Below are 11,844 nucleotides of genomic sequence, written 5' to 3'. Positions count from 1 at the left end.
CTGCTCCCGCCCGGCGCCGTCCGCACCGACGCACCCGCGGCCCTCGCCGCCTCCGGCGACGGCACCCGTCCGGCCCGCGTGAGCACCGGCGGCGACCAGCTGGAGGCGGACCTGGTGGTCGGCGCCGACGGCGTCAACTCCCGGGTCCGCGGCGCGCTGTTCCCCGCGCACCCCGGCCCGGTGTACGCCGGGTTCACCACCTGGCGGATCCTCATCCCGGTGCCGGGCGCCGAGTTCGCCTCGCACGAGACCTGGGGCCGCGGGCGCATCTGGGGCACCCACCCGCTCAAGGACGGCCGCGTCTACGCCTACGCGGCGGCCACCGCGGCGGCGGGCGAGCGGGCCCCGGACGACGAGCGGTCCGAACTCCTGCGCCGGTACGGCGACTGGCACGACCCGATCCCGGCCGTGCTCGCGGCCGCCCGCCCCGAGGACGTGCTCCGGCACGACGTCCACCACATCGCCGAGCCCCTGCCCGCCTACCACTTTGCCCGGGTCGCCCTGCTCGGCGACGCCGCCCACGCCATGCCGCCCACGCTCGGCCAGGGCGGCAATCAGGCCATCGAGGACGCGGTCGTCCTCGCGCACCACTCCCGCGACCTGCCCGCCTACACCGCCGCCCGGCTGCCGCGCACCACCGCCCTCGCCCGCCGGGCCGTCAGTACCGCCCGCCTCGACCTGGCCGGCAACCGCGCCGTCGTCGCCGTTCGGAACACCGCCGTCGCCGCCCTGTCCAAGGCCGGGCCGGCGCTGCTGCTGCGCGGCTTCGACGGCATCGCCGACTGGCGGCCCCCGTATGCTGCCGGGGAGGGACAGGCGGGTGAGCGGAACAGGGAGAGCACGTGAAGGTCGGCTGTATCGGACTCGGGGACATCGCGCAGAAGGCGTATCTGCCGGTGCTGGGCGCGCTGCCCGGAGTCGACCTGCATCTGCACACCCGGACGCCCGCGACCCTCGCCCGGGTCGCCGACTCCCTGCACCTGCCGCAAGAGCGGCGGCACGACAGCCTGGACTCGCTGCTCTCCGCAGGCCTCGACGCGGCCTTCGTGCACGCGCCCACCGCCGCGCACCCCGAGATCGTCACCCGGCTGCTGCAGGCGGGCGTCCCGGCGTACGTGGACAAGCCGCTCGCGTACGAACTCGCCGACTCCGAGCGCCTGGTGGCCCTGGCCGAACAGCGGGGCGTCTCCCTCTTCGTGGGCTTCAACCGCCGGTACGCCCCGGGGTACGCGCAGTGCCTGGAGCACCCGCGCGAGCTGATCCTCATGCAGAAGAACCGGGTCGGGCTGCCCGAGGAGCCGCGCTCGGTGATCCTCGACGACTTCGTCCACGTCGTCGACACCCTGCGCTTCCTGGCCCCCGGACCGGTCGATGACGTGACCGTGCGCGCCCGCGTCGAGGACGGGCTCCTGCACCACGTGGTGCTCCAGCTCGGCGGGGACGGTTTCACCGCGCTCGGCGTGATGAACCGGCTGAGCGGGTCCGCGGAGGAGATCCTGGAGGTCTCCGGGCAGGACACCAAGCGCCAGGTGCTCAACCTCGCCGAGGTGATCGACCACAAGGGGCAGCCCACCGTGCGCCGGCGCGGCGACTGGGTGCCGGTGGCCCGGCAGCGCGGCATCGAGCAGGCGGTGCTCGCCTTCCTCGACGCCGTGCGGGCCGGGAAGGTGCTCAGCGCGCGGGACGCGCTGGCGACCCATGAACTGTGCGAGCGGGTGGTACGAGCGGTCGGGGACCGCTCCGGCGCAGCCTGAGCGCCCGCACCCCCTCGGTGGCACACAGCGCGGCCAGCACCAGCAGTGCGCCGTGTACGGGCCAGTCGCCGTAGCGGACGTACGGCGTGATGCCGTGCGCCAGCGGTACGTCGTACACGCGCGCGGTGTCGGCGTCGGTGCCGAGCCACGGCCCGAGCCGCTGCCCGCCCGGACCGTACACCGCCGAGACGCCGGTGAGGGTCGCGTGGACCATCGGCCGGCCGGTCTCGGCCGCGCGCAGCGCGGCCAGCGAGGCGTGCTGCTCCGGCGCCCAGCTGCCCTGGAAGGTCGAGGTGGAGGACTGGCCGAGCAGAAGGTCCGCGCCGTCCTGGGCGAGGTGCCGGCTCATGTCCGGGAACGCGGTCTCGAAGCAGATCAACGGGCCGATCCGCAGCCCGTGCCCCACGTTCATCACGACCTGCTCGGTGCCGCGCCGGCGGTCCTCGCCGGCCGCCTTGCCGACCGAGGTGGCCCAGCCGAGTACGGAGCGGGCGGGTATGTACTCGCCGAAGGGCACGAGCCGCATCTTGTCGTAGCGGTCGCCGGTCGGCCCGTCCGGGCCGACCAGGACCGAACTCTTGTATATCCCGGGCTGGTCGGAGCGGCGGGCGTCCACGTTCACCAGCACGTCCGCGCCGGTGTCCCGGGACAGCGCGGCGATCCGCCGGGCCAGATCGGGGCGGGCGGCGAGGTCGCGGCCGACGCTGGACTCGCCCCACACCACCAGGTCGACGCCCTGCCCGGCGAGCTGCCGGGTCAGCCGCTCCTCGCGGTCGAAGCGCTGCTCGCTGCTGCCCCACCCCGCCACGATCCCCGGCTGGACGACCGCGACCCGGACCCGGCCGTCGACGTCCGGGCGGGGCGCCCACGCCCACGCGGCACAGGTCGCGGCGGCCGTCGCGAGCAGCGAGGCCACCGCCGGCAGCCGGGCCTCGCGCACCGACATCAGCACGGCCGCCGCCACGTTGACGGCCACCACCAGGAAGCTGAGCAGCCACACCCCGCCGACCGAGGCCAGCCGCAGCGCCGGGCCGACCTGCCACTGGCTGGCGCCCAGCATGCCCCAGGGCCCGCCCAGCCCCTGCCAGGAGCGGACCAGCTCCACCAGCAGCCAGGCCGAGGGCAGCACCAGCAGTGCGCCCGCGCACCGGCCCGGCGAGGGCGCCCCGCCCAGGAGCCGGCGCACCAGCAGGCCCCAGGGCGCCCAGAGCGCACCGAGCAGGGCGCCTATCAGGAAGATGAAGACGTGCAGGCTCGGCAGCAGCCAGTGGTGCACGGCCACCATGAAACCGAAGCCGCCGAACCAGCCGTCGTACGCCGCCCTCTTGGCGGTCGGCGCCGAGCGGGCCAGCAGGATCCAGGGCACGAGCGCGACGTACGCGAACCACCACAGCGACGGCGCGGGGAACGCGAGCACGGGCAGCGCGCCCGCGAGGGCGGCGGCGCCGGAGCGCCGCCAGGGGGAGGTCAGCCGGCGGTCGATCGTCCTCATGGGGACCCTCCGTACCCAGGACTGGCTCCAGTGTGCGCGCCGGACGCGCTCCGGCGACAGAGGGCCCCGGCTCAGTGCGGCTCCGCCGCCGTGCGCCGCGGCATCCGCCGCCACTTCTCCTCCACGACCACCTCGCGCAGCCGCCAGCCCTCGGGGGTGCGCAGCAGCCCGAAGCCGTACCGGCCGCCGCACTCCAGGTCGGGCGCGGCGGAGCCGTTGCCGGTGGCGAGGCGCATGGGGTTGAAGTAGTCGGCCCGGACCGCCGCGGTGTCCCCGGTGTCGTGGTCCAGGGTGGTGAACCGCACCCGGCGGTTGACGATCAGATGCTGCCGCACGGCGAACGGCGCCAGGTTCTCGGCGAGCCAGCCGGCGACCTGTCCGGCCCCGCCCTCGATGCCGCCGGCGGAGCGGTAGTCGGCCCGCCCGTCCGCCGTGAACAGGTTTCGGTACGCCGTCCAGTCGCCGTCGTCGATCGCCACCGCGTACGCGGTGATCAACTCGTCCACGGCCATCCGGTCCAACACGGTCGCGAGCTCCGCACGCTGCGTCATCGGCACAGTGTTGGGCACGGGGCGGGCGGAGCCAAGAGGCATGCGGGGAAATTCGGTGATGCGGGGGACGACGGCCCCCCGAACGTGTCACGGTGGGTGCAACGGGTCGCCGCGTCGTCGGCGCATCGGCCGGGCAGCCGCGGGTGTCCACCTGCGCCAGGTGCGGGTGGTGGCACCTTCAGTCGGCGACGGCTGCCGCGTACATCCGCTCGGGCCCGGGGAACGGACGGGACATCGCCGCCCGACCGCCCGGGACTGCAGACGGACCGTCATCCGCACGGTCACGTCGTCGCCCACGGCGAGGCCCTGCGGCTTGCGCACGGCGTCCTTGAGCGGCAGCAGGTAGCCGCCGTCCTGGGGGAAGAGCGACGTGTCGAAGGCGACCTCGCCGACCCGGGCGCTGACGGGGACAACGCCCCAGCCGTACGTGGCCGCCGCGGCCACCTCCTGGATGTCGGCGCACTCTTCGGCGGGCACACGGACGAAGTGGTACGGAGACGGCCCGCGCCATTCGACCACCCGGCCGGTGAAGACGAGATCCACGACGCCACTCCGTTCCTCACGGGTTCCCTGTCAGTGCGGCCTTCTACTCTGCCGGACATGAGCAGATGGATGAGCGACACCCGTGTCCTGGCAGAGCAGGCCGCTCAGTACCGGGCCCTCGCGGAGCGGGGCGATCTGCGGGAGTTGTCCCGAGCCGTCATGCTGGCCGCCTGCCACAACGGCTCCATGACCGGCGTGGGCGACGCGAACATGGAGCTCCTGCGGGCACTGCCCGACGAGGACCGGCTGAAGCTCTCCCGGATATGGGCCCGTTGGCATGCCGACGTGGAAGGCGACTGGTCGGCCGAGGAGTTCGGGCGGGGCTCGGGATACCTGCGCACCGAACTGCTCATGGTCGCCTCCGGAGTTGCCCGTGGCCTCGACGAGGACGTCCTGGCGGCCGAACGCCAGGAAGAGCTCGCCCGGTTGAGGGACCAGTACCTCGTCTGGTCGACCCACCGGATCTGGGAGTTGGCCGACGCCGAACTGTCCGCCGGGCGCACCCCCGACGCGGCCGTCCTGGCCGCGTTCCGGCGCACCGGCGCGGCGGTCAACCTGCCGGTCTTCCGTCGCACGGGGGCTGCCGCGAACGGATCCGAACCCGGAATGCGGGCCCTGCTGGCCCGTTTCCCCGGGCCGGTGCTCAATCCCGGTGAACCGTGGGCCGACGCGGCTCTTGGGCAGGCCACGGCAGGAGGGGAGCCGTGGCAGCGGCTGCTGGGGCATGCGGCACCCGCGACGGCCGCCGCGCCGTCGGTGAAGTGGACGCGGACAGCGTCGGGCCTGCTGGACGCCGTTGGCCCGGAGGAGGTGCGACGAGCAGTCGTGACGTGGTTCGAGCTGGCCGGCCTGGATCGTACGATCCCGCTTCTCGGCCATCCGCACCTCCGGTTCGACGTGAACGCGTCTCTCGACCCCTACAACTCCCAGGCGCTGCGGGGACTCGCCTGGACGGTTTCCCTCCTGCCGCCGCGGCCGGACACCACGCATGCCCTCGCCGGCCTGGTGGAGACCGCCCTGGAGCACCGGCCCGGAGGTGTTCCCCGCTCGGCTCACGTGGCCGAGGCGGGCATCGTCTCCCTGGCTCGCATCGGGGACCGCGCGGCACGGGCGGAGCTGGAGACCCTGAGCGGATGGGTCACGCACAAGGGAGCGGCGTCGCGCATCGCCAGGGCACTCGACGCACTGTGATCGGCCGCGGCCGTTCAGGCCGCCTCGATGACCTCTCCACGGACCGCCTCGGCCCACTCCACGACCAGCAGCTCGTACTCCGCGCGCTCCTGAGCCGACAGGGATCCGCCCGCACGCAGCCACAGCGCCCGGATCTGCTCGTTCACCTCGGCAGCAGACCGCACGGAACCAGAGGGCATGGACTGGGGGGACATGGGCACCAGCCTAGGGGCAAGGACTGACACTGCGCTACCGTCCGGCTACGGAGAACGTATGGCTTCGGTCACCGGCGCGGACCGCCGGCCGTCCGGCCGCCGCCGTCATGGCGCCGGCCGTCCGGGCGCCGCCGTTCTGGGGGACCTTGTCCGTGGCCGCCGTCGGCACAGGTCACCCTCGCCCGTGCGCCACGCCGCAGGACGACCTCGCCGCCGCGCTCAGGCCGCCGTAGGTCCCGCCACCGTCCAGCCCGGTGTCTGCGGGTGGGCCGTCATGTCGCCGTGCCGTACAGGGTCGCCGCAGGCCTGGCAGGTGACCACCGGCACCAGTTCATTGCCGCAGGCGTGCTCGATGACCATGGGCAGGTCGGTGCCCTTGCGGAGATGGCGGTCGCCCCAGTCCTTGAGGATCATCAGGACCGGTTGCAGCTCCAGGCCCGCCTGTGTGGGCAGGTACTCGAAGCGCTGCGGGCGCTCGTTGTAGGCCCGCTTGGTGAGGACCCCGGCGTCCACGAGGCGGCGCAGCCGGGCGGCCAGGATGTCGCGCGGGGCGCCGATGTTGCGCACGAGTTGGTCGAAGCGGCCGTTGCCCAGACACACCTCACGCAGCACGAGCAGCGAGTACTTCTCACCGACCAGCGCCAGGGCGTCGGCGATGGAACAGGGGCGCGGGTCTTTCGTGGCGGCCATGAGACCCAGTCTAGAGGAGGGTTTGATTTTCCAACGCACCGAGCTATGGTGAGTTTGAAGTTCCTACTCACGAGTAGCCGCGCCCGTGAGAGCCCGGTCCACGCAGGAGGCCGCACCATGCGAGACGCAGTCGTCGTCGAAGCCGTACGCACCCCCATCGGCAAGGGCAAGCCGAACGGCTCCCTCGCGCACGTCCACCCCGTGCAGTTGCTCGCCCATACGCTGCGCACCCTGGTCGAGCGCTCCGGCATCGACCCGGCGCTGGTCGACGACGTGATCGGCGGCACCGTCGACCAGGTCGGCGAACAGGCCATGAACACCACGCGGTACGCCGTCCTCGCGGCGGGCTTCCCGGAGTCGGTCCCGGCCACCACGGTCGACCGCCAGTGCGGCTCCTCCCAGCAGGCCGTCCACTTCGCCGCACAGGGCGTCATCTCCGGCGCGTACGACCTCGTGGTCGCCTGCGGCGTCGAGTCGATGAGCCGGGTGCCGATGTGGTCCAACGTGCCCGCCGGCAAGGACCCCTTCGGGCCGGGCGTGGCCGAGCGCTACCCGGAGGGCCTGGTGCCGCAGGGCATCAGCGCCGAACTCATCGCCGCCAAGTGGTCCCTCACCCGCGCGCGGATGGACGAGTTCGCGGTCTCCTCCCACCACAAGGCCGCCGCCGCCTGGCAGGCCGGGCTCTTCGACGCCGAGGTCGCGCCCCTGGACGGCGTCGCCCGTGACGAGTGCGTGCGCCCCGACAGCACCCCGGAGACCCTCGCCGGCCTCAGGCCCGCCTACCACGACCCCTGCTTCGCCGAGCGCTTCCCGCAGATCGAGTGGAACGTCACCGCGGGCAACGCCAGCCCCATCAACGACGGGGCCTCCGCCGTCCTGATCACCTCCAGCGACACCGCGGCCCGGCTCGGCCTGCGCCCGATCGCCCGGCTGCACAGCTTCGCGGTCACCGGCTCCGACCCGCTGCTGATGCTCACGGGTGTCGTCCCGGCCACCGAGAAGGTGCTGCGCAGGGCGGGGCTCGCCCTCGACGACATCGACCTGTTCGAGGTCAACGAGGCCTTCGCCAGCGTGGTGCTCGCCTGGCAGCAGGAGACCGGCGCCGACCTCGCCAAGGTCAACGTGCACGGCGGCGCCATCGCCCTCGGCCATCCGCTCGGCGCCAGCGGCACCCGGCTGACCACCACCCTCGTCCACGCGATGCGCGAGCGCGGCGCCCGCTACGCGCTGCAGACCATGTGCGAGGCGGGCGGCCTCGCCAACGCGATGATCCTCGAAGGCGTCTGAGCCGTCACCGGCCCCGCAGCCGGTGGCGCCGGCGCCAGGCCACCACCGTGCCGGCCAGCGCCGGTACGGCGATGCAGGCCGCCGCCAGCAGGAAGGCGGGGGACGTCGGCGCCGAGGCACGGGCGCCGGCGACCGCGTAGGCGGCGGTGTTCGGGACCGAGCCGAGCGCCGTGGCCAGCAGGAACGCCGTCCAGCCCATCCGGGAGACGGCCGCGCAGTAGTTCGCCGCGCAGAACGGCACGCCCGGAAAGAGCCGCGCCGCCAGCATGGACCGGAACCCGTGCCGGCTGAGCTGCCGGTCCGCCGCCTTCAGCCACCGGCCGCGCAGCAGCGGGCGCAGCGCGTCCTGCCCGAGGACCCGCCCGAGCCCGAAGGCCACCCCCGCCCCGAGCACCGTGCCCGCCAGCGCCGACGCCAGCCCCAGCTGCGAGCCGAACAGCGCGCCCGCCGCCAGGTTCAGCAACGGGCGCGGGACGAACGCCACGGTGCACAGCCCGTACGCCACCGCGAACACCACGGCCGCCGCGGCCCCGCCCAGCTGCGGCGGCAGACCGTGCGTGAGCAGCCGCTGCGGCTCGAACAGCAGCACGCAGCCGGCGCCCCCCGCCAGCAGCGCCAACAGCAGCGACAGCCGGGCGTACGGGGACAGCAGCGCGCGCGTGCAGCGCGTGACGACCCGGGCGTGGAGCAGAGCCGCGAGGGGTGCGGCCGAGGGCTCCGCCGGCACCGCGGCGGCCCGTGGAGAGGCCGCGACGGCGCCGGAGCGGGTGCTGCCATCCGGCACGTGACCCCCCTGAAACACGGATTCGAAGGCCGATGATAGACGGCTTCCCGCATCCCGCCCCCGCGCGCCGGCTCCGTGCAGCCCGCGGAAGCGTCGCCCGGGTCCGATGGGGAACTCCGGACGGGAGGGGGCGTGCGAGGCATTTCCCCCGAGAGGAGGCGGCGGCGATGACGGGCCCGGGCAGTCCTCATGACGTGCTGGTCAGGGCCCTCGACACGCTCGGCGCGGGCGCCTGTCTGACGGACGAGCGGGGCTTCATCATCGGTGTCAACCCGAGCGCCGAGGAACTCCTGGTCCGCCGCGCCGGCAGCCTCATCGGCCAGGACGCCCACGATCTGCTGCACCGCAGCAGCGGCGGGGAGCCGGTGCCGAGGGCCCAGTGCCGTCTCCGGGAGGCGATCATCGCCGGGCGCACCGAACAGGGTGCGGACCAGTGGGCATGCGGAGACGGCACGCTGCTGCCCGTGCGGTGGCTGGTCACCCCCTGCGGCCTCGGGTTCCGCGACAGCGCCACTCTCATGCTCTTCCACTGCGTGGGCCAGGCCGGCAGGCCCGCCCGGTCACCCGCGCACAGGCAGTTCTCCGATCTGGAACGGCTCGCGCTGCTCGCCGAGACGACCACGCTTCTCACCTCCACCCTGGACATCGACGAGGCACTGCACCGCCTGATCGGCCTCCTCGTGCCCCGCCTCGCGGACTGGGCCGTCATCGATCTGATCACCGAGCGGGACGAGGTGTGCCGGTTCGCCGTCGCCCACGGCGCGAACGGCGCCGTGGAGTTCCGGGAGGACCTCCAGGGGCCGATGCCGCCGGTGCCGCAGACCTCGCCCCTGCCGCTGGCCCGCGCCCTGCGCGGCATGGCCACCACGCTCGCCGGTCCCGAGACCTACCAGGGGCCGCCCGACTCCGGCGTCGCGGCCGAGCAGCGCCGCCTCTTCCAGGCCACCGGCATGCACTCCGCCGTCGTCGCTCCCATCCGCAGCCTGCGCGAGGTGCTCGGCGCGGTCACCCTCGGCCGCGCCGCCCAGCCCGAGAGGTTCACCGGGACCGAGGCCGTCCTGCTGGAGGACATCGCCCGCCGCGCCGGCCTCGCCCTCGAGAACGCCCGTCTCTACCAGCGGCAGCGCCAGGTGGCGGAGACCATGCAGCGCCATCTGCTGCCGCAGCTCCCCTGCGTGCCCGGCCTCGACATGACCGCCCGCTACCGGCCCGCGCCGGACGCCTCGGAGGTCGGCGGCGACTGGTACGACGCGTTCCCCCTGGCGGACGGCGCCACCGCCCTCGTCATCGGCGACGCCGTCGGCCACGATCTCGACGCGGCGGCCGCCATGGCCCAGCTGCGCAACATACTCCGCGCCTACGCCTGGTCCCAGCAGAGGCCGCCGAGCGAGATCGTGCAGCGGCTCGACCACGCGACCCTGCACATAGCCGAGGTCTCCCTGGCCACGCTGATCTTCGCCCGCATGACGGTGAACGACGCCGGCCGGTGCGAGCTGTGCTGGACCAACGCCGGCCATCCACCACCGCTGCTGGTCACCCACGACGGCGTGGCCGACTACCTGACCGACGGGCACGGGGTCCTGCTCGGCGTCCTGCCCGACCTGGCCCGTCCCGACGCGACCATGGAGCTCCCGCCCGGCGCGACCCTGCTCCTGTACACCGACGGCCTGGTCGAGTCCCCGGGCCACAGCCTGGGCGAGGGCCTCGACCACCTGCGCCGGCACGCGGCGTCCCTCGCTCACCGCCCGCTGGAGTCCTTCACGGACCAACTGCTCACCCGGGCGCGCTCCGCGGACAACGACGACGACGTGGCGCTGCTCGCGGTACGCGTGCCCGGCCCGCCGTCCTGACCTCCGCGCCCGGCACGGCCGCCGACCCCGCACGGTCCCCGACCCGCCCGCGGCCCCAACTCTCCCACCCGGAAAACCATTCGACGCCGCACGCAGCGTCGGCGATGATCGACGGCATGTTCCGGTACGCCTTCCTCGTCGCAGCATCCGCCGTCGCGGATGCGCCGAAGGCTGCCGTTCCCACTCTCCTGGCCGCTGTCGACGGCGCCCGAAGCTGACCCTCTCCGGATCGTCCGGCGGACCCCGCAGGGGGAGGGTCGGCCAGTCCCCCGGGGTCCGCGTTCCCGTACGACAGCAGAGGCTTCGAGGTACAGCCATGTCCAAAACGGCCTACGTGCGCACCAAGCCGCACCTGAACATCGGCACCATGGGTCACGTCGACCACGGCAAGACCACCCTGACCGCCGCCGTCACCAAGGTCCTCGCCGAGCGCGGCACCGGCACCTTCGTGCCGTTCGACCGCATCGACCGCGCCCCGGAGGAGGCCGCCCGCGGCATCACCATCAACATCGCGCACGTCGAGTACGAGACCGACACCCGGCACTACGCCCACGTGGACATGCCGGGCCACGCCGACTACATCAAGAACATGGTCACCGGCGCCGCCCAGCTCGACGGGGCCATCCTCGTCGTCTCGGCGCTCGACGGGATCATGCCGCAGACCGCCGAGCACGTGCTGCTCGCCCGGCAGGTGGGCGTCGACCACATCGTCGTCGCGCTCAACAAGGCCGACGCGGGCGACGAGGAGCTGACCGACCTGGTCGAGCTGGAGGTGCGCGACCTGCTCACCGCCCAGGGCTACCCGGGCGACGCGGTGCCCGTCGTACGGGTCTCGGGGCTCGGGGCGCTGCAGGGCGACCCCCGCTGGACGGCGTCCGTCGAGGCGCTGCTCGACGCGGTGGACACCTACGTGCCGATGCCCGAGCGGTATCTGGACGCGCCGTTCCTGCTGCCGGTGGAGAACGTCCTCACCATCACCGGTCGGGGCACGGTCGTCACGGGCGCCGTGGAGCGCGGGACGCTCCGCCTCGGAGACCGGGTCTCGGTGCTCGGCGCCGACGTCGAGACCGTCGTCACCGGGCTCGAGACCTTCGGCAAGCCGATGCAGGAGGCCCAGGCCGGCGACAACGTGGCCCTGCTCCTGCGCGGTGTTCCACGGGACGCGGTACGGCGGGGGCACATCGTGGCGGCACCGGGGAGCGTGGTGCCCGCGCGGCGGTTCTCGGCGCGCGTGTACGTGCTGTCGGGGCGTGAGGGCGGTCGTACCACGCCGGTCGTCAGCGGGTACCGTCCGCAGTTCTACATCCGCACCGCGGACGTGGTCGGAAACGTCGACCTCGGGGAGGCGGGGATCGCCCGGCCCGGGGAGACGGTGGAGATGACGGTGGAGCTCGGGCGGGAGGTACCGCTGGAGCCGGGGCTCGGGTTCGCCATCCGCGAGGGCGGCAGGACCGTGGGAGCGGGGACCGTGACCGCCGTGGGGTGACGCCGGTGCGCCGGGGGACCGC

The 11,844-nt window shown here is 73.8% G+C and carries 11 protein-coding genes and 1 pseudogene; 6 read left to right on the top strand and 6 right to left on the bottom strand.

What is annotated here, in order from left to right; all coding sequences use genetic code 11:
• Together ACLU3S_RS32300 and ACLU3S_RS32295 are read left to right on the top strand one after the other, a co-directional pair.
• The coding region (locus ACLU3S_RS32300; protein ID WP_413955529.1) for an FAD-dependent monooxygenase at positions 1 to 846 on the top strand (846 nt) is incomplete at its 5' end.
• On the top strand, positions 843 to 1,754 hold the full coding sequence (locus ACLU3S_RS32295) for a Gfo/Idh/MocA family protein (protein ID WP_413955528.1): 912 nt from the start codon (positions 843 to 845) through the stop codon (positions 1,752 to 1,754). The genes ACLU3S_RS32300 and ACLU3S_RS32295, both read left to right, overlap by 4 nt.
• Here the strand turns inward: ACLU3S_RS32295 and lnt are convergent.
• The 3 genes and pseudogenes from lnt to ACLU3S_RS32280 all read right to left on the bottom strand — a co-directional run.
• On the bottom strand, positions 1,672 to 3,246 hold the full coding sequence (gene lnt, locus ACLU3S_RS32290) for an apolipoprotein N-acyltransferase (protein WP_413955527.1): 1,575 nt from the start codon (positions 3,244 to 3,246) through the stop codon (positions 1,672 to 1,674). The genes ACLU3S_RS32295 and lnt overlap by 83 nt on opposite strands.
• Before the next feature lie 71 nt (positions 3,247 to 3,317).
• Complete coding sequence (locus ACLU3S_RS32285) at positions 3,318 to 3,797, bottom strand: nuclear transport factor 2 family protein (RefSeq protein ID WP_413955526.1); 480 nt, start codon at positions 3,795 to 3,797, stop codon at positions 3,318 to 3,320.
• Positions 3,798 to 4,055: 258 nt separating this feature from the next.
• A pseudogene (locus ACLU3S_RS32280) lies at positions 4,056 to 4,340 on the bottom strand (DUF1905 domain-containing protein); the annotation flags it as partial.
• 57 nt (positions 4,341 to 4,397) lie between these two features.
• Between ACLU3S_RS32280 and ACLU3S_RS32275 the strand changes: the two are divergent.
• On the top strand, positions 4,398 to 5,531 hold the full coding sequence (locus ACLU3S_RS32275; RefSeq protein ID WP_413955525.1) for a hypothetical protein: 1,134 nt from the start codon (positions 4,398 to 4,400) through the stop codon (positions 5,529 to 5,531).
• 14 nt (positions 5,532 to 5,545) lie between these two features.
• Here the strand turns inward: ACLU3S_RS32275 and ACLU3S_RS32270 are convergent, their stop codons facing one another.
• Positions 5,546 to 5,725 (bottom strand): hypothetical protein, encoded by a 180-nt coding sequence (locus ACLU3S_RS32270; protein WP_413955524.1) that lies wholly within the window; start codon positions 5,723 to 5,725, stop codon positions 5,546 to 5,548.
• A gap of 219 nt (positions 5,726 to 5,944) precedes the next feature.
• Positions 5,945 to 6,415, bottom strand: a complete 471-nt coding sequence (locus ACLU3S_RS32265; protein WP_413955523.1) for a winged helix-turn-helix transcriptional regulator — start codon at positions 6,413 to 6,415, stop codon at positions 5,945 to 5,947.
• Positions 6,416 to 6,532: 117 nt separating this feature from the next.
• Between ACLU3S_RS32265 and ACLU3S_RS32260 the strand changes: the two genes are divergently transcribed.
• Entirely contained in the window at positions 6,533 to 7,702 is a 1,170-nt protein-coding gene (locus ACLU3S_RS32260) for a thiolase family protein (protein ID WP_413955522.1), read from the top strand.
• A 4-nt stretch (positions 7,703 to 7,706) separates the two neighbouring features.
• Here the strand turns inward: ACLU3S_RS32260 and ACLU3S_RS32255 are convergent, their stop codons facing one another.
• Positions 7,707 to 8,486, bottom strand: coding sequence for a TVP38/TMEM64 family protein (locus tag ACLU3S_RS32255; RefSeq protein ID WP_413955521.1), 780 nt, complete (start codon positions 8,484 to 8,486; stop codon positions 7,707 to 7,709).
• A gap of 167 nt (positions 8,487 to 8,653) precedes the next feature.
• Between ACLU3S_RS32255 and ACLU3S_RS32250 the strand changes: the two genes are divergently transcribed.
• Together ACLU3S_RS32250 and tuf are read left to right on the top strand one after the other, a co-directional pair.
• Positions 8,654 to 10,336: a SpoIIE family protein phosphatase gene (locus ACLU3S_RS32250; protein ID WP_413955520.1), complete on the top strand. Its 1,683-nt coding sequence runs from the start codon at positions 8,654 to 8,656 to the stop codon at positions 10,334 to 10,336.
• Between the two features lie 316 nt (positions 10,337 to 10,652).
• Positions 10,653 to 11,822, top strand: coding sequence for an elongation factor Tu (gene tuf, locus ACLU3S_RS32245; protein ID WP_413955519.1), 1,170 nt, complete (start codon positions 10,653 to 10,655; stop codon positions 11,820 to 11,822).
• Positions 11,823 to 11,844: the final 22 nt, after the last annotated feature.

Source organism: Streptomyces sp. AF1A (genome assembly GCF_047340315.1).
In the GTDB taxonomy this organism is placed as follows: domain Bacteria; phylum Actinomycetota; class Actinomycetes; order Streptomycetales; family Streptomycetaceae; genus Streptomyces.
Note: the sequence above shows the minus strand (reverse complement) of the source record. Positions and strands in the feature narration are given on the sequence as shown.